Origin of the sequence: Tabrizicola sp. (assembly GCF_016792905.1) — a bacterium.
GTDB lineage: Bacteria > Pseudomonadota > Alphaproteobacteria > Rhodobacterales > Rhodobacteraceae > Tabrizicola.
The window spans coordinates 82,195-102,905 of the sequence record NZ_JAEULP010000037.1 but is presented as its reverse complement, the minus strand read 5'-3'; the positions used below and the strand labels follow the sequence as shown (position 1 = coordinate 102,905).

21 protein-coding genes and 2 tRNA genes are annotated in these 20,711 nt (G+C 61.2%); 13 read left to right on the top strand and 10 right to left on the bottom strand.

From position 1 onward, the window contains the following. Positions 1–20 precede the first annotated feature (20 nt). The 9 genes from JNL31_RS08645 to JNL31_RS08605 all read left to right on the top strand — a co-directional run bounded on the left by JNL31_RS08645 (position 21) and on the right by JNL31_RS08605 (position 10,288). Positions 21–596, top strand: a complete 576-nt coding sequence (locus JNL31_RS08645) for a heme NO-binding domain-containing protein (protein WP_294972331.1) — start codon at positions 21–23, stop codon at positions 594–596. Between the two features lie 3 nt (positions 597–599). Continuing rightward, complete coding sequence (locus tag JNL31_RS08640; RefSeq protein ID WP_294972329.1) at positions 600–1,598, top strand: diguanylate cyclase; 999 nt, start codon at positions 600–602, stop codon at positions 1,596–1,598. 556 nt (positions 1,599–2,154) lie between these two features. Then, the gene (locus tag JNL31_RS08635; protein WP_294972326.1) at positions 2,155–3,150 is read left to right on the top strand and encodes a hypothetical protein; all 996 of its coding nucleotides are present in this window, start codon (positions 2,155–2,157) and stop codon (positions 3,148–3,150) included. Positions 3,151–3,269: 119 nt separating this feature from the next. Then, the gene (locus JNL31_RS08630; RefSeq protein ID WP_294972323.1) at positions 3,270–3,791 is read left to right on the top strand and encodes a DUF488 family protein; all 522 of its coding nucleotides are present in this window, start codon (positions 3,270–3,272) and stop codon (positions 3,789–3,791) included. 302 nt (positions 3,792–4,093) lie between these two features. Further along, positions 4,094–5,176, top strand: a complete 1,083-nt coding sequence (locus tag JNL31_RS08625; RefSeq protein ID WP_294972321.1) for a site-specific integrase — start codon at positions 4,094–4,096, stop codon at positions 5,174–5,176. A gap of 98 nt (positions 5,177–5,274) precedes the next feature. Beyond that, positions 5,275–6,462 carry a DNA phosphorothioation system sulfurtransferase DndC gene (dndC, locus tag JNL31_RS08620; protein WP_294972317.1) on the top strand — a complete coding sequence of 396 codons (1,188 nt, stop codon included), beginning with the start codon at positions 5,275–5,277 and terminating at the stop codon, positions 6,460–6,462. Continuing rightward, the gene (locus tag JNL31_RS08615; RefSeq protein WP_294972314.1) at positions 6,463–6,663 is read left to right on the top strand and encodes a hypothetical protein; all 201 of its coding nucleotides are present in this window, start codon (positions 6,463–6,465) and stop codon (positions 6,661–6,663) included. Between the two features lie 5 nt (positions 6,664–6,668). Next, positions 6,669–8,753: a DNA sulfur modification protein DndD gene (gene dndD, locus JNL31_RS08610; protein WP_294972311.1), complete on the top strand. Its 2,085-nt coding sequence runs from the start codon at positions 6,669–6,671 to the stop codon at positions 8,751–8,753. Next, positions 8,750–10,288 carry a type IV secretion system DNA-binding domain-containing protein gene (locus JNL31_RS08605; RefSeq protein WP_294972308.1) on the top strand — a complete coding sequence of 513 codons (1,539 nt, stop codon included), beginning with the start codon at positions 8,750–8,752 and terminating at the stop codon, positions 10,286–10,288. The genes dndD and JNL31_RS08605 overlap by 4 nt, the downstream gene beginning before the upstream one ends. Position 10,289: 1 nt before the next feature. Here the strand turns inward: JNL31_RS08605 and JNL31_RS08600 are convergent, their stop codons facing one another. Together JNL31_RS08600 and JNL31_RS19160 are read right to left on the bottom strand one after the other, a co-directional pair. Beyond that, the gene (locus JNL31_RS08600) at positions 10,290–11,351 is read right to left on the bottom strand and encodes a bifunctional 2-polyprenyl-6-hydroxyphenol methylase/3-demethylubiquinol 3-O-methyltransferase UbiG (protein WP_294972305.1); all 1,062 of its coding nucleotides are present in this window, start codon (positions 11,349–11,351) and stop codon (positions 10,290–10,292) included. A gap of 225 nt (positions 11,352–11,576) precedes the next feature. Further along, positions 11,577–11,933, bottom strand: coding sequence for a helix-turn-helix transcriptional regulator (locus JNL31_RS19160; RefSeq protein ID WP_366928935.1), 357 nt, complete (start codon positions 11,931–11,933; stop codon positions 11,577–11,579). Between the two features lie 112 nt (positions 11,934–12,045). Between JNL31_RS19160 and JNL31_RS08595 the strand changes: the two genes are divergently transcribed. Further along, complete coding sequence (locus JNL31_RS08595; protein ID WP_294972302.1) at positions 12,046–12,519, top strand: hypothetical protein; 474 nt, start codon at positions 12,046–12,048, stop codon at positions 12,517–12,519. Between the two features lie 286 nt (positions 12,520–12,805). Here JNL31_RS08595 and JNL31_RS08590 read toward each other — a convergent pair whose 3' ends face one another. Next, positions 12,806–13,129: a hypothetical protein gene (locus JNL31_RS08590; RefSeq protein WP_294972300.1), complete on the bottom strand. Its 324-nt coding sequence runs from the start codon at positions 13,127–13,129 to the stop codon at positions 12,806–12,808. 88 nt (positions 13,130–13,217) lie between these two features. Here JNL31_RS08590 and JNL31_RS19155 point away from each other — a divergent pair, with 88 nt between their 5' ends. Genes JNL31_RS19155 through JNL31_RS08580 form a run of 3 tightly spaced genes read left to right on the top strand, consistent with a single transcriptional unit; the run spans position 13,218 to position 14,729 of the window. After that, positions 13,218–13,382 carry an Arc family DNA-binding protein gene (locus tag JNL31_RS19155; protein WP_366928934.1) on the top strand — a complete coding sequence of 55 codons (165 nt, stop codon included), beginning with the start codon at positions 13,218–13,220 and terminating at the stop codon, positions 13,380–13,382. Then, on the top strand, positions 13,379–13,702 hold the full coding sequence (locus JNL31_RS08585; protein ID WP_294972297.1) for a hypothetical protein: 324 nt from the start codon (positions 13,379–13,381) through the stop codon (positions 13,700–13,702). The genes JNL31_RS19155 and JNL31_RS08585 overlap by 4 nt, the downstream gene beginning before the upstream one ends. Then, positions 13,695–14,729 (top strand): tyrosine-type recombinase/integrase, encoded by a 1,035-nt coding sequence (locus JNL31_RS08580; protein WP_294972294.1) that lies wholly within the window; start codon positions 13,695–13,697, stop codon positions 14,727–14,729. The genes JNL31_RS08585 and JNL31_RS08580 overlap by 8 nt, the downstream gene beginning before the upstream one ends. Before the next feature lie 82 nt (positions 14,730–14,811). Here the strand turns inward: JNL31_RS08580 and JNL31_RS08575 are convergent. From JNL31_RS08575 to glpX, 7 genes are all read right to left on the bottom strand, one after another. After that, positions 14,812–14,886: transfer RNA gene (locus tag JNL31_RS08575), tRNA-Glu, on the bottom strand. A 43-nt stretch (positions 14,887–14,929) separates the two neighbouring features. Further along, positions 14,930–15,721, bottom strand: coding sequence for a lytic murein transglycosylase (locus JNL31_RS08570; RefSeq protein ID WP_294972354.1), 792 nt, complete (start codon positions 15,719–15,721; stop codon positions 14,930–14,932). 115 nt (positions 15,722–15,836) lie between these two features. Next, positions 15,837–15,911 (bottom strand) — tRNA-Glu (locus tag JNL31_RS08565). A 63-nt stretch (positions 15,912–15,974) separates the two neighbouring features. Next, the gene (gene recJ / locus JNL31_RS08560) at positions 15,975–17,714 is read right to left on the bottom strand and encodes a single-stranded-DNA-specific exonuclease RecJ (RefSeq protein WP_294972293.1); all 1,740 of its coding nucleotides are present in this window, start codon (positions 17,712–17,714) and stop codon (positions 15,975–15,977) included. A gap of 163 nt (positions 17,715–17,877) precedes the next feature. Continuing rightward, positions 17,878–18,561: a 5-formyltetrahydrofolate cyclo-ligase gene (locus tag JNL31_RS08555; RefSeq protein ID WP_294972290.1), complete on the bottom strand. Its 684-nt coding sequence runs from the start codon at positions 18,559–18,561 to the stop codon at positions 17,878–17,880. Continuing rightward, positions 18,558–19,586: a nitronate monooxygenase gene (locus JNL31_RS08550; RefSeq protein WP_294972289.1), complete on the bottom strand. Its 1,029-nt coding sequence runs from the start codon at positions 19,584–19,586 to the stop codon at positions 18,558–18,560. Before JNL31_RS08550 ends, JNL31_RS08555 begins: the two co-directional genes overlap by 4 nt. Positions 19,587–19,732: 146 nt before the next feature. Then, the gene (gene glpX, locus JNL31_RS08545) at positions 19,733–20,698 is read right to left on the bottom strand and encodes a class II fructose-bisphosphatase (protein ID WP_294972285.1); all 966 of its coding nucleotides are present in this window, start codon (positions 20,696–20,698) and stop codon (positions 19,733–19,735) included. Between the last annotated feature and the right edge of the window lie 13 nt (positions 20,699–20,711).

The window sequence follows — 20,711 nt, the reverse complement described above, 5'->3', positions numbered from 1 at the left end:
AACCTGCGACGGGGTCGGAGATGGATGCGCTGCTGCTGCGGTCCTTGCAAAGCTATGTGATTGATACCTTTGGCCTGGAAAGCTGGAAGCGGATCTGCAACGCGACCGATGCGAAGGTCGAGACATTCGAGCCGATGCTGCGGTATGATCCCGGAACGGCGGACCGGATCGCGCAGGTCGCGGCGGATGTTCTGGGGCGGTCGGTCGATGCAGTTTGGGAAGATGTGGGGACCTATCTGGTGACAAACCCCGAGCGCGAAGGTGTGCGCAGGCTCTTGCGGTTCGGCGGCACCTGCTACGCCGACTTCCTGCATTCGCTGGAGGAACTGCCCGGTCGCGCCCGGCTGGCAATGCCGCATCTCGACCTCCCCGAGGTGACGCTCGACGAAACCGGCCCCGACCGGTTCGAGCTACGCTGCCAGTCGCATCTTGCCGGGTTGCAGCGGGTGCTGGTGGGGTTGCTGACGGCGATGGCCGATGACTATGGCGCGCTGTGCCTCATCGCACCCGGCACGGATGCGCGGACCTCGATCACGGTGCTCGACAGCCGACATGCCAGGGGGCGGCGGTTCGACCTGGCCCTGCCGGAGGGATAGCTCATGCATGCCGGGCGCCCGGACCACCGCATAGACCTCGACAGCGTCGCGCTGGCGCATTTCATGCCGATGCATCTTCTCATGGACGGCGAGGGGCGCGCGCTGAGCTACGGGCCGACGCTGGCGCGGGTCCTGGGCGGGGATGCGATGCCCGGCGCCCGGTTCGAGGAGCTGTTCGACGTGCGCGCACCCGGCGGGGCAGTGACGGTCGGCGACGTGCTGGCGCGGGCCGGAAACCGGTTCCGGCTGGTGCCGCGCAACCGGGTCAAGGCGGGGCTGAGGGGGCTGGGCCGTCGCCTGCCGGGCGGGCGGATCCTCCTGAACCTGTCCTTCGGGATCGACCTGATCTCTGCCGTGCGGGATCTTGCCCTGACGGACGCCGATTTCGCCGCCACGGACCTGGCGATGGAATTGCTTTACCTTGCCGAGGCCAATGCCGCCGTGACGCGCGAGTTGCGGGGGCTGAACCTGCGGCTGGAAGGGGCGCGGGTGGCCGCCGAGGAAGAGGCGATGACCGACCCGCTGACCGGACTGCGCAACCGGCGGGCGGTCGATCTGGTGCTGGAACGGCTTTGTGCCGCGCGGGCGGGGTTCGGGCTGCTGCACCTGGACCTCGACTACTTCAAGGCGGTGAACGACACTCTGGGCCATGCGGCGGGCGATTTCGTGCTGGAGACGGTCGGCCGCATCCTGCGCGAACAGCTGAGATCCGAGGATTGCGCCGCGCGGATCGGCGGCGACGAGTTCGTGGTGATCGTGGCCGGGCGCAGCGACCCGAAGACGCTGCAAGCCATTGCCGACCGGATCATCGCCCGCATCAGCCAGCCGATGCCGTTCGATGGTCAGATCGCCCGTGTTTCGGCCAGCATCGGCATCGCCCGGTCCTCCGACATGATGGTACCCGACCCGACCCAGCTTCTGGCCATCGCCGATCGCGCGCTCTATGCGGCAAAACACGCCGGTCGCGGCCGGGCGGTGCTGCTCGTCTCGCGCGGGGAATAGGGCCTCGCTCCGCCGCGCGGGAAGGTGATCCTGGAAGAACGCGAACCAAGCGGTCATGCGCGGCCGGATGCGCTCTGCTCCGGCTTCGATCCATGCGCAGGGCATCAAGGCGGACCGCCCGCGGATGCTTGGCGGCGAAGGCTTAGCGCGTCAGCGCTGGCGGGGAGCGGGGCGCGTCCGGTGATCGGGGGCGAAGCATGGGAAAGTGGCAGCCCGTAGGGTTCTGACCTTATCGAACACTTTCAATGCCCTAGGTCTGCTAACCTCCGAAAACTGGGCGATTGATAACATAAGACTATTTCCTGCACTTGCTACCCTCACGCCAACGCGGATGACGGTTTACCACGCACGCTCGCTGAGGACGTTGGCATGTGACCAGGCTGCCGGTGTCCGCGCCAAGGTACTCGCCAAGACCCTTCCCGACTGAATGCAAAAAGAGAACCCGCCACGGGGTGCGATCCGTGACGGGCTATCCATATGAATGTCCCCAGACACCAATCCGAGGCCCTACTCCAGACTTTAGCGGGCCGCAAAATCAAGTGCAAGGACCGCGACCATGAAAGCCAAAATTGCCTTTGCTGAAGATGGGCCCGAGGTCGTTCCTGACCTGGGATTTTCTCAAGCGACACCGCAGGGAGAGCCGCTGAGAAAATCGAAGATTTGCGTAAGAAATTCAGTATCTTCGGTCGTCGCCGCGGGTGGACTTGAGCCGCTCATAAGTAAACCGAAAGTGCAGCGCATCGATGAGAAAACTTCTGATGGGTTGGGGTCCGTTCCTGCACACCTCGAAGCAATCCAAAGTCTGACAAAAATGGAACTCCGTGCACGATATAAGTCAGAGGCAACGGCGCATCGAAACATGAAGGGACGTGCGAAGTCTAAGGGCGCGGTGATCCATCCCGAATTTAACAGGTTCGAAGACTTTCTGCGTCACGTTGGCCCATGCCCAGCCAATAAGGCGACGGTGGACCGAATAGACAACGATGACCCTGAGTACGCTCCAGGGAAAGTCCGCTGGGCCGACAAGCGAACCCAGAACGGAAACAAGGGAGACACCCTTGTATTCTACAGCACTCGCACTGGCGAAAGTTTCACGACCAGCCGACTTGCGAAGCTGCAGAGGGTAACGCCGAACACGATCCGGTCTCGACATCAGCGTGGTTGGTCAGACGATGAGATCATTGAAGGCCGGCGTGGGACTCAATGCCATCCTCAGCTGGCTTCAGTTCGGAAGACTCGTCGGCAAACGTCGACCACACAAAAGCCCATCCACCGAACTGAAGATGCAGGGCAAGTCCTTTTCCTGCGTGACGCCGAGTACTGCCAGTTCATTCGAGAAACTGAAGGCGCAGAATACTTTCTGGCGACACCCAAGGAGATGGGGAGAATTGATCCTAAGCACTTTACGCCGACGTGGGTCAAAACGGCTTGGAAGGTCCACATGACGCGCAGGCTTCCGGAATGGTGGAAACGATACAAACCCCACGTGCGGTTCAATGACCTCAAGCCTTTCCAGCAACGCTTGATCCGCCAGATCGATCCAACAATATAGGATCTTGGTCCAGTAAGCCGTTCTGGCATGCCATGAGTAATCTCAATATGTTATTGTTTTTAAACAATAAATGGAGATTTATCTTGGCGCAAACGGTTTACACACTCGGCTACTCAAACATGACCTGGCCGGAGTTCATCGCGCGAATAGATGCTGCGGAGATAGGCTGCATCATCGATGTCCGGTCGTTCCCCCGCTCGCGGCTTCTACACTTCAACCAGCCCCAGCTGAGAACGTGCCTGAACAGACGAGGTATAGCCTATGTCCACCTTGGCGACCAACTTGGCGGGAACGTGACCGACCACGAAGCGTCCTATACGAGGCGAACGACGATGCCGAGCTTTCTCGCAGGGATCGAGCGTGTCCTGGAGATCGCCGCACGGTGCCGGCCCGCCTTGCTCTGCGCAGAGGGCGAAGTCCTAGACTGCCACCGGTTCTTCGTGCTGTCTCGATATCTAGCTCAACATCGCGCGGTCGAGATCATCCACATCCGCCGGGATGGAAGTGCTGAGACGCATGCAGAGGCAGAAGACCGGTTCATCCAGCGTGCGAACCGCTTCGGTGATCTGTTCTTCGATCGGGAGGAAATTCTGGAAATTGCCTACATGGCGAAGCTTCTGAAGATGGGGTTGAAGCCATGAGCCGCCGCCCACGGGCAAACCCGAAATCTGGATCAGGTCATCTGACTAATGCCAGAGTCAAAAAGAGGAAAAGCATCTGCACCGGTTGCAACCAGCTGACGGCAGACGGACACACCCAGGTGTCTAGTGCGGCCACTCAGGTTAAAATAGCCCCATCCGGTGCCCTCTGGCATTGCGGGCAACCCGACACCCAGGAAGAAGCCAAGGGCGGTCCTGGCTTAGATCCGGCTTCCCACGTTGACCCTAGTCCCCATGACGCAAGGCGCGAAGCGACTCCCGCCCAGTTTAGAGGGCAGCACCAAGTGCCGTTTGAACCCCTGAAGAACGCTGGTGGATCGCGCAGGCGGCTCGGCGACGTCGCCAATCTGAATGTTCTAACCTCGGATAATCTTCACTTATCGCAGGTTATGGAGGAAGCAACAAATCAGCGCCTGGAAGCTTCATCTGTGCAATTAATTGCGCAAGAGCTAGAAGAAGCGAATTCTGGTTCCGCAAATGAAGATAAAGTCGCAGATTTATTGCGAAACAGCTTGGCCATGAACACCGAGCTTGCATACGAAAGCGATCTGCGACATTTCCGAGACTGGGGTGGACGGCTGCCAGCGTCAGTGGACACGATCTGCTCATACATAGCGTCCCACGCGGGCGCTTTGTCTGTGGCCACGATCCAGCGCCGCATTGCCACTTTGTCAAAGGCCCATGAGGCGGCAGGACTAGTCAATCCGTGCCGGGCACAGATCACAAAGGCCGCTCTGCGCGGGCTGAAGCGTAAGTTTGGGATGGCTCAGCGACAAGCAAAGCCGCTGCTGCGTGACGATCTCTTTGTGGTGCTAGATCGCTTAGGGACTACTTTGCGGGATCAGCGGGACCGAGCGCTGCTTCTTCTGGGCTTCGCCGGGGGGTTCCGCCGATCCGAACTGGTGGCGTTGGAGCACGCTGACATCGAAACCACCCGCCAAGGGCTGATCGTGACCGTGCGGCGCAGCAAGACGGACCAAGAGGGGGCTGGTCGACGTCTTGGCATTCCGCACGGTCGGACCCGTCATTGCCCCGTTGCGGCGGTCGAGTCATGGCTCGTTGCGTCCGGCTTAGATACCGGCCCGTTGTTTCGCCCAATCACCCGGCACGGCTATCTCGCCGCAAACGCGCTGACTGGTGATGCGGTGTCGGTTCTGCTGCGCGAACGTATGGCAGCGGCAGGGATGAACCCGGAAGGATATTCGGGACACAGCTTGCGGGCAGGTTTTGCAACCAGCGCGGCAAATGCGGGCGTCACCGCGCATAGGATCCGTGCCCAGACTGGCCATGCCTCTGACGCAATGCTCACCCGCTACATTCGCCATGGCAACCTGTTTCTCGACAATGCAGTCGGCTGTCTGCTGTGAGGATCGGCCCACCCTACTGACTTTGTACTTGCTCCGGTTGAAGTTGGCGGAAAGTGCAATTTACAGTGGTATGTTCTGACTGCTACACAACATGCAGAATGAGCACTCAAAAGCAGGGGCGCGACGTGGGGTTGGACAACGCTGAGATCGTCGAGCGAACTAAGGATAGCGGCGCGGTCATGGCAGCCATCCGCGCCGACCTGCTCGACGAGTACCGACAGCCCCACAACTACCCCTGGATTATCGGCTACTCAGGAGGCAAGGACAGCACCTTGGTGACGCATCTTGTCTTCGAGATGCTCATGTCCTTGCCGCCAAGTCAGCGTAATCGACAGGTTCACATCGTGGCAAACGACACACTCGTCGAGAGCCCGTTGGTCGTCCAGCACCTGACCGAGAGCGTCGAGGAAATCGGTGAGGCCGCTCTGGCCTTTGGGCTGCCTCTTGTCACCAAGATCACGCGGCCTGCGGCGGACCAGTCCTTCTGGGTGAACGTCATAGGCCGGGGATACCCGCCGCCGAACCGCTCGTTCCGGTGGTGTACCGACCGTATGAAAATCCAGCCCACCAGCCGCTACATCAAGGCAAAGGCAGACGAAGAGGGACAGGTCATCCTGCTGCTCGGAGTACGGCGGTCGGAAAGCGCGACGCGCGCGGCGTCCGTCGGGCGCTATGACAACGGCGAACGCCTCAACAAGCACAACGATCTAGTTGGCTGCCTTGTCTACCGCCCTATCGTTGAACTGGACACCGATGATGTCTGGGAGTTTCTGGCACTCAAGGACCCTCCATGGGGCGGATCGCATCTCAAGCTAATCGGGCTTTACCGTGACGCCAGTGGCGGGGAGTGCCCGGTCGTCACCCAGAAGTCGGACGTGCCATCGTGTGGCACAACGTCTTCGCGATTTGGGTGCTGGACATGTACGGTTGTCGAGAAGGATCGCAGCCTGGAAGGCTTCGTTGAAGCTGGGTATGCCGAGTTTGGCCCCTTGCTGGATTTTCGGGACTGGCTTGCCTCCATCCGCAATGACCGGGACCGTAGGCAGGCTCGCCGCCGGGACGGGCGGATCACCATCACGGATGGAGGCACCTTCGTCCCAGGACCCTTCACCTTGCAGGCGCGGGCGGAGATCTTCGATCGCCTGCGCGCACTAGAGAAGACCACCGGACAAGCCTTGATAAATGAAGAGGAAGTTGGTCTCATATATGAAATCTGGGCTCATGAGATCGCCGGTCAGGTGAATGCCAAGCCGATGAATGTCCGAGAGATCAAGAAGGGTCGTTAAATGTCGAGAAATGTAGTTGTTCTTCTTGATAACCCTGATGGCCGGGCGCTTGTGAGAGACGCCTGCCGGACAAGCGGCATCTTGTTTTTCGAGTTTCAGGAGCTGGTGCAAGCTGAAGTCGAGCAAACCGGCAAGCAGCGGAAGAAGGGCTTGTGGGATGACTTCGACGATATTCTCGACCGCATCCAGGTGGATGACTGATTCCGATGCACATCTCTCAGATCGCTCTTCGGGACTGGAAAGCATATACAACTGCCACGTTTGATTTTCCGGCCCCGGCTGCGGGCCGCAACATCATACTGATCGGCGCGCCAAACGGTTACGGCAAGACAAGCCTCTTTGAAGCTATTGTTCTGGGGATGTTCGGCCGTGACGGACTGCCGTTGATTGCCCGCTCCCCGTTCTCCGGGGGCGACAAGGAGCGCCTGGCAACATCCTACAAGACGTTTCTTGAAAAGGCGCTTCACCAGGGTGCAACCAATGGCGGGCGCAATTCCTGTTCCGTCAAAATCACGTTTGTTGATGACGAAGGCGAACACCTCGAAATCCAGCGCATCTGGCATTTCAGCGATAGCGGCGCCTACCGGGCTCTTGATGAGGAAGTCCATATCTTCGAAGGCCCGACCCGCAAGGCGGTTGGCCCAACCGGATTGCAGGGCAGCGACCGCATGGACTGGTACCGGGACTACATTGCCCGCACCTTCCTGCCCTACTACCTGGCTGCGTTTTTCCTGTTCGATGGCGAACAGGTCAGCGCGTTTGCCGAGCGCGAGATGGCGGCGCAGGTCCGCACCGGGATTGAAGGCCTGCTGGGAATTCCCGTCCTCAAACAACTGGCTGAGGATTTGCGGGCGTATGCCGCCGTTCGGCGTCGTGAATCCCCGAACGTCTCGGACAAGACCATCGAGAAGCTGGAGCTGGACCGAGATGTTCTCAAGTTTCAGTACGATGAAAAGCGCAGGCGGTTCGAAGAAATCGAGCCAGATCTCGCAAAGCTTAAGGAAGAACGCGACAATCTGACCCGTGAGTTAGCAAGCTTCGGGGCTGGGTCGCAGGCGCAGTTGCAGGAACAGCTTGAACAACTCAACCAGCTGCGCCGTTCTGTTGAAGCCGGGCGGGCGCAGCTAGAAGACTTGATGGCAAGGGACATCGCGCTAGCCCTGTCCGGTCTCGGGTTGCGGGAGCAGCTTAAGGCGCGCCTTGCGAGTGAGACTGTTCTGGAGCGCTGGGAAAGCGGGAAGAACCAGGGCGACACCAATCTTGAACGGTTCCTGCGGGCCGTTGATAGCGGCATGTCTGGGATTCACCCCAACCTGACTGAAACGCAACGCGATTCAGTGCTGGACACCGCGCGAAGTGCGTGGGAGCAACTTTGGTACCCGCCGCCCGAGAATTGCGCCACGTCCTTCCTTCATCCGCATCTAAACGAGTTGGAACGCAGCAAGGTTATCGACCGACTGGATGAGCTGGATGAATTGGGCGCGCCCGCTATTGTCGAGCTGTTGAGCGATATTGTCTTCAATGAAGAGGCGCTGGAGCGGCTGCAACAGGATGTAACGCGAACGGAATCGGTTGCTCCCCATGTAGACAAGAAACGTGAGCGCCTGACCGTCCTGAACGGGCAGATTCAGGAGCTTGATCAGGAAATCGGCGCACTAAAGCGGGAGCTGGCGGCGCTTGAAAGTCAGGTCAACCAGAAGAATACGGAACTCACCAAGCTGGCCGGACAGTGGGATCAGGCCAAGCCGTCGGTGCGCCGCGCCATGCGGGCGCTCAAGGTGGCCAGCATGGTCGATGATATCGTCGCTCAAGCGGTTCCAAGCCAGATTGAGGCTATCGCCAAGGCCATGACCGCCGCTCACCGTTCGATGGCCCACAAGAAGGACCTCGTTGAGCGGATTGCGATTGATGAAAACTGCGACGTGCAGCTACTGAATGCCCAAGGCATTGATGTGCGGCGCTATGACCTCTCGGCTGGCGAGAAGCAGATTTTTACCCAAGCCTTGATCTCGGCAGTATCATCCGTCTCAGGGCGCGGCTTCCCGATGGTTGTCGATACGCCTTTGGGCCGCCTCGATATCGAGCACCGCAAGGGCGTCCTTAATCACCTGGTCAAGCGTGAGCACCAGGTGATCCTGCTTTCGACGAACACGGAAGTGGTGGGGGAGTACCTCCGGGAAATCGAACAGCATGTTCAGAAAAAGTATCTCATCCATTTTGAACGGGTGGGCGATATCGGGCAATCAAGCGTCCAGCCGGGCTACTTCGAGAATGCGGGGAACGGGGCATGAGCATTTCCCTCGTAGAAGTGGCTGGGGCGAACTTCCGCACCGATGAGAAGAGTGACACGCTGAACACCGCCTTCATGGGACGGCTTGGCATGCGGAAGCGTTATCTGCCCGCGCGACTTGCTATCGCCCGTTCTCTGGCCATGCCTGCGCCGCCTGAAATAGGGGATGATGACTCCGATCCGGGCAAGGCCATCAAGGGCGATACGCTCTTTGGCACCGGCACGACACTTTCGGTCTGGCTAGCGCTTATGGTCGAGCGCTCAGCTGATCCCGAACTTGACCTCAAGAAGCTGATTGCCCTCGTAGGGGCGCACTGGCGGCGCGGGCTCAAGTTTCTGGACAAGGAATGGGATCAGGCTGATCAGGACGTGACGAAGTTCGTCAAGCGCCTCGTGGAGGTGGCGGAATTGCCGCTTTCCAAACAGGGTTCTTTCCGGTCAGGCGGCGCTAGCCAAGGCATGACCTTTTCAAGCGGGCGGATCACGGTCCCGATTGGCGAGATTTCTGAAGATGCCGGGTCCAAGGAAAAGATTGTTTGGGACCTGAACGGGTCCGGCGGCTCTCCGCACAGCGCAATTATGGGCGGCGTGGGCTCGGGTAAGACACGCACCGCGGTTGCCATGCTCCGTTCGATCCGGCAGCAAGCTGCGGTCCCGCTGATCGCCTTCGATTTCAAGGGTGACCTTGGAACCGATTCAACCGGTGGGGGCTACCGGATCGATGAGCTGTTTGAAGCGCGCACCTTGGAGCCTCCGCGCGCGCCGATCCCGCTGGATGTACTATCGCTGCGTTCGCGCGGCGAGATTGACCTTGCCGAAGCCGCGTCTCGATTTCGGGAGTCGTTCTCCCGCCTCAAAGGAAGTCGCCTTGGGGATCGTCAGAGGACTGCCTTGCATGAAGCCGCGAGCCGGGCGCTCGCCGCCGAGACGCCTTGCGAGTTGCATCACATCCGGGATGCATTGATCAGTGTATATGCCGAACATGAAATGAAGGAAGATGGCGCAATCGCCACGATGCAGGAGTTGTGCCGGTTCCCGCTCTTTGAACCGACCTTCGATCCGGCGTCCTTCTTCCAGCAAAGCTGGATCATCAAGCTGCCCCCGAACGTCGCGGAAGACAGCCGCACCATTGTGGTGAACCTCGTTCTTGATGCGCTCGATCAGTACCTGAACAGCCTCGTCGATTCAGAGCGCAGCGCGGATGGATCGCGTGGCCTTCGCGTCTTGTGCATGGTGGATGAAGCGCACCAAATACTGGGGTCTAAGTTGCCCTCGCTTGCCAACCTGATCCGCATGAGCCGCTCGAAGGGCGGCGCGATCATGCTCATCTCGCAGTCGCCGGATGACTTTTCTGGCGAGGACGATGAGTTCTTGTCTGAAATGGGCCTCGTCGCCGCCTTCGCCACGAACGCGCCACCCAAGAACGCCACGCGCATTCTCGGTAAGGGCGCAAATCTTAGTGCACTACAGACGGGTCAGTGCTTGGTAAAGCGGCGCGGTGATCCCGGCGCTAGAAAGGTCGCCGCCTGGAAGTAGGTCATGGAGCGGGCTTGTCGATACGAAGAGCTTGCCAGCTGATATGGCTGCGCCCAAGAAGATCCGGCTGAGTACGCAAGACAGTCACCGGCAATGAAAGGCTCTGTGCAAGCGCTTTAAAGTCGGCCAGCGTCACGTCGTATATTCCTCGTGAGGGCTCCGCCGGACCGAGGCGCAAGGTCAGGTAGGCTGTCCCGCCTGGGGCAAGCAGGTCGTAGACATTGCTGAGAGCTGTAGCGCGCTCTTCGCGCGCAAGATGCATCCAGACGGCAGAGATGACAATGATGTCGAATGTCTTTCCTGCCTGCATTACCTGAGTGAGTTCGGGCAGCGCGTCATCACGCCAGACAATCGATTCGCCAACATGCAGCTTGGCACCGATCGCGCGCATCGCCCCTGATGGCTCCAGCGCCAGAACATTGTGACCGCGCGCCGCAAACCAAGCGGCGTCGCGTCCAGTGCCAGCACCGATGTCGAGCACGGTGAGCGGCTGACCAGCCCTCTCCATCGCGATGATCTGAACAAGATCAGGATGCGCTTGTTCAAAGGTGACGGTCTCATAACCATCCGCCAGGCTTGTTGCGTGTGTGTCATAGTAGGCGATGGCGGGCTTTTGCGGCATGATCCCGAGGACCTCTGAGCGGTTTTTCCACAAGGTTGCACAGAACAACACTAGGCTGAGGGCTGCGGCCAAACCTAGCATGGACTGGAACAAAGTGCGAACAAGGAATGGTCGGTTGTACCAGCGTGTTCCCCGCGCTGCCACAAAACCGGATGGGTAGCATGTTTCGAGCCAGTTCAGATGCCGCTCCATAACGTAGCGAAGTCGCAGAATGATGAAGCAGAGAGCCGTGTTTCCGGCAAAGGCGAGGAATAGCAAGGCCAGCTGAAAATATGGCAGGTCAGGCACCCGTGAGACGCCGAACCAAAGGCCGCCTGTCAGAGTCATCGAGATGAGCGGAATTTGCCACATCTGCTGATTGAGAGCTCGGAAGGAAGCGTGATTATGGTCGTACGCGGCCCGCCGCATTTCGTGTTCGATCTGATCGGAATTCAGACTCAATTCCCACCCCCGGTAAGCTCAACCAGTCAAGAGTTTAGGCGCATTGTGCGGCGAACGCGAGACCGCGAACTGTGCCGATTTCCCTGAGGCGGAGACATACCGCGAGTGAGCTAGGGCACTTCCCAAAGGATTTTGCCCTGCTGAAAGTGACCTAAAACCTGCCAGGTACCGCTATATGAAATTCGGTGCAGAGAAGCCAAGCACGGGAGTGTCCGCACAAGTGCCTTAGAAGGTTGGGCTCTTCTTACTGATTCTTTTGGTACGCGGAGAAGCTAGCGCCTCTGTCTGGGCGACGACGGTTCGCAGTTCTTGGTCGGTCAACGAGGTTGCCGCTAGGCTCAAGCGGTCTAGAAGCCGTTCCCGTTCGGTCCGCGATGGCGGATCGGCCATGCCGAGAAGTTCGTCAGAAGAAGATCCCAGAATGCGAGAGATTTTCACCAGCGCTTGGAGGTTCGGTTCCCTCGTGCCTGCGGTGTAGTATGCGTATTGCCGTTCACCCAGACCGCATCGGCGCGCGACCTCGGCGTTCGATATCCCGAGCTCCTCCGCTCGCTCGCGCAACCTTCTGGCAAATCCGTCCATATGACCGTTTTGGTCGTACTTTCGTCGCCTTTCCACGAAAGATATGGTCTGACAAAAACGACCATAACGGTCTGAATGGTGGTGTTGTGGGTCTAGAAGCGAGGCAGCTGCAATGGATAAACTCAAACAGGACAACGGATCGGAAGTGTTGGAAGGGTCTGCACCCTCCCTCAATCAGCCGCCATCGGCGGGGAAGTCGCTGTTGCTGCCCTGGCTCGCACTCGGGGCGGTCGCTCTGCTCATTATTTACGGGAAGAATAATGACTCATCCAATCAGCCTGATGGACGCGATGCGCGCCTTGAACGGGCCAACTCTACAAACTCTTTTCCTGATCATTCTGCCGCCGCTTGCTCGGCTTGGGGAAAGCTTGCAGAACAAGCCATGAGGGTACGCCAGGCTGGCGGATCGAAAGCGGACCTTCTCGAAGTCATTTCCAGTTCGGACAACGCAGAAAATCGGGTGTTTGCCCGTGCAATTGTTGATGATGCGTATAACTCGGCTCTACACAGTGACCCTGTTTTGCAGGCAGCTTCCGTGATTGCGTTTGGCGCTGCCGTGGAGGACATGTGTTCGAACGCAGGATGAAAACCAAAGTTGTTTGCAATCCGCTTCACAAGAAACGACACTTAAGTTTGGTCGAGTCCAATCCTGTACTTCCAGCCACGTTGACCGCGCACTCCCACCCTGGAACGTGCTAGTCCAATGGTCTGTTCCACGCCGACCAATGCGCGTCGCACAGCATCCGTGCGGGCCTTCTCTATCGGACTGCCGGGGTAGGCGCGTTCAGCAAGTTCTCGCACTGTAAATTTGCGACCTGGCTCCATAGCGAAGATTTCGATAATCTTGCGCTGCACTAAACCGCGTCCCCGGCTCATGTTTTCGCTTCCAAAGCAAGCAAACGGGTTTCAAGCGTCTCGATGCGCTGCAAGAGCTGGACCTCTAAGTCCACAAGCTGGTTCTCCAATTTCGTAATCTTTCCAGTTGGGACGGGTAATTTGATCAGACCGCTGGCTTGTGATTTTTCGAGGGCCTTGCCTTCCTCCACGAGCGATGCTTCCAGTCTGTGGATAACCTCTTTGGTCACAGTTCGATTGTTAGCCTTTGCAGCAGCCTCGAGGCGTGATCGAAGGTCCGACCCCTCAGCGAACCGCACAAGCAACTGTTCTCCGGCTTGCTTCCGTCTGCCCACTGCCATTGCTATCTCCGATACATCAATGAGATTTACATCGGCGCCGCGCCATGATATCTATGAGATATAACAGAGCAACAGATTAGGAAGCAAGATGCAAGAGGCAGCTGACACGACAATCATTCTGAGATTGCCGCGAACTATGAAGGAGTGGCTCAGGGATCGAGCCAATTCGAACGACCGAAACATGACGGCTGAGCTGAGGCAAATGATCAAGGCCTCTATGGAAACAGGCGACAGACAAGACGGCGCAAAATGAAGCATACCCTGAAAGCCACGATCGCAGAGCTGGGCTGCTTCAACCCATCCGAGGGTACGCTCTTCAGTCTACCGGCCCTTCCCGCGAAGGCAGAGAAGTCATTTGCTTGGGCGCGGAAGTCTAAGACGATAAATCCGAAACCTTCGCTTCCGGTAGTGGAAGTCAAGAAGGCCGTAAAACTGCTGGCAAGCGTAGGAAAGGCGGTTCTCGCAATCGAGGCTCTTCCCCACGGAGGCTTCCGGGTGATCGCATCGGCGGAAGTCGTTCAACCGACGTTGAAACATGCGCCGAACGCTTGGGACGATGTCCTCGATGACTAAGACGAAACTGTCCAAGCCCCCCTACGTACACGTTTTCCGCGACCGGCATGGCAAAGTGCGCATGTACTTCAACCGACCAGGGCAACCAAAGCTTCCGCTGCCTGGACCTTTGAACTCCGCCGCCTTCTTTGAAGCCTACGCAAAAGCAGTCGCTGGCACAGAAGTGCGCGTCGTGGCGAAGCCGTGTGCTGCAAGAAACACCTTCGCAGGACTGATCGAACTCTATCTGAGGTCGCCGGCTTTCCACGATCTCGCTGCGTCGAGCCGGGCCACCTATCGGCGGCAACTGGACAAATTCCGGGAAGAGTACGGAAGCAAGCCTGTAGAAGGCTTACGGCGTAAGCACGTCTCGCACATCATTGGAAGGATGCAGGATCGACCTGAGGCGGCAAACACATTGCTTAAGCGTCTGAAGGTATTGATGAACTTCGCCGTTGATCTGGAGCTAATCACGCACAATCCGCTCACGGGAATGAAGGGTTTCAAAAGAGAAGGAGACGGCTATCACACCTGGTCAGATGACCAGATTGAAGCCTTCGAGAACCGGCACCCCATTGGCACCAAGGCGAGACTTGCCTTGGCGCTCATGTTGTACACCGGGCAGCGCCGGTCTGATGCCGTCCGTATGGGTTGGCAGCATGTCAGCGACGGAACGATATCCGTCCGTCAACTGAAGACCGGGGCCACGTTGCAGATACCGATCCATGACAAACTAAAGGCTGTCCTGGAGCAGACGCCGAAAAACAACATGACATTCCTTCTGACCAGGTACGGAAGGCCCTTTAGTGTGGCTGGTTTCGGCAACTGGATGCGTGACCGGTGTGACGAAGCTGGACTGGAAGATTGTTCCTCCCACGGCTTGCGCAAAGCCTGCGCCCGCCGTTTGGCCGAGGCAGGTTGCAGCAATCAAGAAATCAAGGCCATCACTGGTCATGAGACCGAGGCAGAAGTGACACGCTACACGAAGGCAGCGGATCAAAAAATCATGGCAAGACACGCCATGGGCAAGCTATCCGACATCGGCTGAAGCAAGAACACTGCTAACCGCCCCTCAAGGTTAGCACATCAAAGGATTAATCCATTGAATATCATACACTCACTGGGGAAGGTGGCAGCCCGTAGGGGAGTCGAACCCCTCTTACCTGGTTGAAAACCAGGTGTCCTAACCGATAGACGAACGGGCCACTGGCGGCGTCCTAGCCGGGCGCGCGCGGGGTTGCAAGGGGGTCAGCCGTCGATCTTTGCGCCCATGATGGCGATGGCCTGCTGGTAGACCTTGGCCGCGTTCCATTCGCGGATCACGGCAAAGTTCGGCTCGCCTTCCTGATAGCCCTTGCCGGGCTTCCAGCCCTTCTTGCGCAGGTAGTTGGCGGTGGTCGCCAACGCATCGGCCTGGTTGTAAAGGTCGACCGCACCGTCGCCGTTGCCGTCGACTCCATAGGCATAGGCGTTGCCGGGCAGGAACTGGGTGTGACCCAGCTCGCCATGCTTGGCTCCTACGGTCTTGGCCGAGATCATCCCCTTGTCGACCATCTTCAGCGCGCCGATCAGGTGCGGACGGAAGAAGTCCGACCGGCGGCAGTCGTAGGTCAGCGTCGCGATGGCCGAGACGACGTTGGTGTCGCCCATGAAGCCGCCAAAACCGGTCTCCATCCCGTGGATGGCAAGCAGGACACCGGCGGGGACGCCATAGGTCGCCTCAAGGCTGGCGTAGAAATCGGGGTTCTTCGCCTTGCGGGCACGGCCCTGGCTGACGATGGCATCGGCGCCGCGGACCTTCAGGAACTTCTCCAGGCTATACTTGAAGCTTTTCTGGTTGCGGTCCGCGCCGATGGTCGCCTTGGAGTAGGAGGTGGCCATCAGCGCATCGATCCCGCGCTTGCCGACCCCTTCCGCCTTGGCCTCGGCGGCCATTTCGGCCTTCCAGCCTTCGTACTGGCCGCCGGTATCGCTGCAACTGGCGGCCTGGACCGCGAATGGAAGGGCGGAAATGAAGGCGGCGGCAGCAAAACGGGACAGAAGGCTCACGATCAGGCACCTGTGCAAGGAATTTGCGCCAATCTATTGAGAGTGTGGCGACAATCAAGCACGCCTTTGTGATCGGCGGGCAGGTGTTGCTGACATGTTGGTGAAGTGGCAGCCCGTAGGGGAGTCGAACCCCTCTTACCTGGTTGAAAACCAGGTGTCCTAACCGATAGACGAACGGGCCACGCTTTCGGTGCGCGGTGTCTAGAATCTGCCACCGGGTTCTGCAAGAGGAAAATGCGAGCGCCTACGCCCAAGCTGCATCATCCAGGCGCAGCTGGACCTTGGTGCGGCCGTTCCAGTGGTTCAGCTCCAGCTTGCCCGCGAGGTGGAACCGGCGGTGGCCGGGATTTTCCAGTGCGGGGCCGAGCGGGCCGTCGAAGGCACCGAAGGCGATGGCATCAAGAGCGGGACCGGCTCCGTCCGAGATGGTGAGCTTGAGATGGCTATCGCCGATCCGCCGGGCGCTGACCTGCGCATTGGCAAAGGCGAAGCGCGGTGCCGGGGCCGCGGCGCCGAAGGGACCAGCGTTCTCGATCTCTTCAACCAGGGCCACGGTCGCAGCGCCGGTCGCCAACAGGCTGTCGATCCGCATGTCCTGCGGGCCGCCAGCACCAGCCCCCTGGCGGGCAAGGAGGTCCGACAGGCGCGCCATGGCAGGGTCAAGCTTGGCGCGGGTCAGGCTGAGGCCCGCCGCCATCTTGTGCCCGCCGCCCTTGGTGATCATCCCCTCGGCCGCGAGCCGCTGGATCGCCGCGCCAAGATCGATGCCGGGGATCGAGCGGGCGGATCCCTTGCCCTCGTCGCCCTCGAAGCCGATCACGACCGAGGGGCGGTTGGCGGCTTCCTTCAGCCGGGCCGCGACGATGCCGACAACGCCGGGATGCCAGCCCTCGGCGGCGGCCCAGACGAGGGGGGCGTCGAGCCCGCGGGCGTCGGCCTGGGCCATGGCTTCCAGGCGCACCGTCTCGGTGATCTCGCGACGCTCGGTGTTGAGCTGGTCGAGGCGGGCGGCGAGGCGGGCGGCCTCCATTTCGTCGTCGGTGGCCAGCAGGCGCGCGCCGAGGTCGGCCTGGCCGATGCGACCGCCCGCATTGACCCGGGGGCCAAGGAGGAAGCCGAGCGCGTAGGCGGTGGGCGCCTGATCCATGCGGGCGACATCGGCCAGGGCGCGGAGACCGGGGCGGTCGCGGCGGGCCATGATCTTGAGCCCCTGCCGGACAAAGGCGCGGTTGACGCCGGTCAGGGGGGCGACATCGGCGACGGTGGCGAGCGCGACAAGGTCGAGGAGGGCCATGAGGTCGGGGACCTGCTGACCCTGCTGTTTGAGGCGGCGGTTGGCCTCGACGAGGAGGAGGAAGACCACCCCGGCGGCGCAGAGATGGGCGAGGGTGCCGTCTTCATCCTGGCGGTTGGGGTTCACGATGGCGAGGGCTTGGGGGAGGGTTTCGAGGGCAAGGTGGTGGTCGAGGATCACGACATCGGCCCCCTTGGCGGCGGCGATGGCATCGTGGGAGAGGCTGCCGCAGTCGACGCAGAGGATTAGGTCGTGGGTCTCGGCAAGCTGGGCCATCGCGGGAATGTTCGGGCCGTAGCCTTCGTCGATGCGATCGGGGATGTAGAGGGTGGCCTGCATCCCGAAGGCGCGCAGCCAGGTGAGGAGGAGGGCGGCGGAGGCGCCGCCGTCGACATCGTAGTCGGCGAAGATGGCGACCCTTTCGCGGGCCGCGACGGCGTGGAGAAGGCGGTCGGCGGCGGGGGCCATGTCCTTCAGGATCAGGGGGTCGGGCAGGAGGTCGCGCAGCGAGGGGGAGAGGAAGGCGACTGCGTCCGCAGGCTCGACGCCGCGGGCGACGAGCACGCGGCAGAGGGGGAGGGGCAGACGGGTTGCCTGGGCCATGGCTTCGGCGAGCCGGTCCTGGACTGGATCTGGGCCGACCCAGCGGCGACCGGAGAGGGAGGTCTCGACGGAGAGGAAGGAAGCCATGCGGGAAGGGGTGCCGGAAAGGGGCGAGGGACGCAAGGGGGGAAGGGGTGTCCACCGTGGACAGATTTTCAGCGCAAGAGATTTCAAGGGGTTGGCCGCGGGCATTAACCGGATGTTCACACTTGCGGAAGTGTATCTCGTCGGGCTCAGCGCTGGTTGCGCGTCAGGTTTCGCGGGCCGCTGCGGTCCGGTCGCCGCCTTCGGTCAGGATCATGTCAAGGCGAATGTCATGCGGCTGCGGATAGATCGTCGGCAGCCGGGCCGCATTGAACCCGACGCCGATGACGAAGGGCCGGGGCTTCAGCGCCGCGAGGGTCCGGTCGAAGTAGCCGCCGCCATAGCCGAGCCGGTAGCCCTCTGCCGTCCAGCCCACGAGGGGCGCGAGCGCGATGTCGGGGAGGAGGACCGGCGCATCCGGCGGCGGAACCGGGATGTTCCAGTCACCCCGGACCATGCGGGTTTCCGGGGTCCAGTGCCGGAAGACCAGCGGCGCGGCTTTCTGTTCCACCAGCGGCAGGGCAATGGTGACGCCCGCCTGGTGCAGTTCGGCCATCAACGGTCGCAGGTCGGGTTCGCCCTTGATCGGCCAGAAGCCGGAGAACACCTTGCCCCGGGCGCCATCGAACCGGTCTTGCAGGAGGCCGCGCAGGTGGGCGGCAAGCGCCGTGCCCACGGCCTCGCGTTCGGCAACCGAAAGGGCGGAGCGCTCGGCGCGGAGCCGGGTGCGTTCCGCCTTTCGCCAGCGTGCCACGTCGCGGGCCTGTTCCGGATCGACCCCGAGCGGATCGAAATAATCCGGCGCGATTTCTTCGGCGTAGCAGGGCGGGGACGACAGGCGCCCGGTCATGATGCGGCCCCTTCGCTTTGCCGGGAAAGAATCGCGCGGGCACCGTCGACGATTTCGGCCAATCGCACCGCAGCCGGGACCACAGACCGGAGGCTCGCGACGCCTTCGCCCGCGTAAAGCGCCATCGCCTCAAGATCGCCGGTGGTGCCGCGCATCGGGGAATCGGTGCTGAACCGCAGGAGCGGCTGGCCATTGTCCCAGGCGATGGTCTCACGCGGGAGGAGGTCGGGGTCGTGGCCCAGGTAGGCACCGTCAAGCGCGCGGGTCACGCTGTTTTGCAGGACGCGGACCGCCGCGCCCTTGGGCCAGTTCAGCACGAAGACATCGGTCAGGACGGTATCCCCCGCCCCGGCCTGGACCACGCGATCCTTGTGATACGGATGGGCGAAGGATTCCTCGGTGGCAAGGAAAGCGGTGCCGCACTGGATACCGGCAGCGCCCATCTGCAACGCCCGGGCAAGATCGGCGCCGGTGCCAAGCCCGCCGGAGGCCACGACGGGAAGTGCTGTCTGTTCAAGGATCCCGGCGGTAAGGTCGAAGGTCGGGCGCCGCCCGTGGACATGGCCGCCCGCCTCGACACCTTGCGCGATCAGCACGTCCGCCCCGGCGGCTTCGGCGATCCGGGCGGCCTCGACCGTGCCGACCTGATGCAGGACCTGCGCGCCCGCCTGTTTTACCCGCTCGACCACCCGCGGGACCACATCCCAGAAGAAGGTGAAGGCCGGTACCGCCAGTTCAAGGCAGCAGGAAATCTGCGCCTCAAGCAGGCCCGGTTCGGTGGCCGAGGGAATCACGTTGACGGCGAAGGGCCGCGAGGTTGCGGCGCGAAGCGCCGTCACCTCCTGCCGGATCAGCGAGACGGGTTCGCGCACCATGCCAAGCATCCCGTAGCCACCGGCATTGGCGACGGCGGCGGCCAGGTCCCAATGCGCAACCCCGCCCATGCCGGCCAGAAGCACCGGCACATCGCAACCGAGCAGATCGCAGAGTTGCGTGGAACGCGACGTGGCAACGGGATCGGACATGGTGGAGGTCCTTGCACCGGATCATCGGAAGGCAATGATTGCGCAGATGCCGGGCAATGGCCATGGCAATTGCGACGCCTTCCCGCCCGTTCCGGACAGGACTTCGCTCAACCGCCCGCCGAGGTCGGGCAGGTCGGAGGCGGGGGTCAGCGCAGCGGGCTCTTGTAGGTCATCCGGCGGACCGAGCCGGTCTTGGAGCGCATCAGGATCGTCTCCAGCGTCACCCAGCCGGGTTCGCGCTTGATGCCTGCGAGGAGCGAGCCGTTGGTGACGCCGGTCGCCGAGAAGATCACGTCGGAGCGCACCAGGTCGTCGCGGGTGTAGACGCGGTCGAAGTTGGTGATCCCGGCCTTGCGGGCGCGGGCGCGTTCGTCGTCGTTGCGGAAGAGGAGACGCCCGAAGAACTGGCCGCCCATGCATTTCAGGGCCGCCGCCGCCAGCACGCCTTCGGGTGCGCCGCCGGAGCCCATGTACATGTCGATGCCGGTGATTTCCGGCTCGGCGCAGTGCATGACGCCCGCGACATCGCCGTCGGTGATCAGCCGGATCGCGGCGCCGGTGGAGCGGACTTCGGCGATCAGGTCCTCGTGCCTCGGGCGGTCGAGGATGCAGACGGTGATGTCCTCGGTCGAGCAGCCCTTGGCGGCGGCAAGGGCCGAGACGCGCTCGGAAGGGGACATCGACATGGTGACGGTGCCGGGCTTGTGGCCGGGGCCGATGGCGAGCTTGTCCATGTAGACATCGGGCGCGTGCAGGAGCGTGCCGCGCGGGGCCATGGCGATCACGGTCAGCGCGTTCGGCATGTCCTTGGCGGTCAGCGTGGTGCCTTCAAGGGGGTCGAGGGCGATGTCGACCTCGGGACCGTTGCCGGTGCCGACCTCCTCGCCGATGTAGAGCATCGGGGCCTCGTCGCGCTCGCCCTCGCCGATGACGACGACGCCCTTGATGTCGAGAAGGTTGAGCTGGTCGCGCATGGCGTTGACGGCGGCCTGGTCGGCGGCCTTTTCATCGCCGCGCCCGATCAGCCGGGCCGAGGCGAGGGCGGCGGCCTCGGACACCCGGCCAAGGCCCAAGGACAGGAGACGATCCTGGAAGTTCAGTTTCTCAGACATGGGTCCCCCAGGG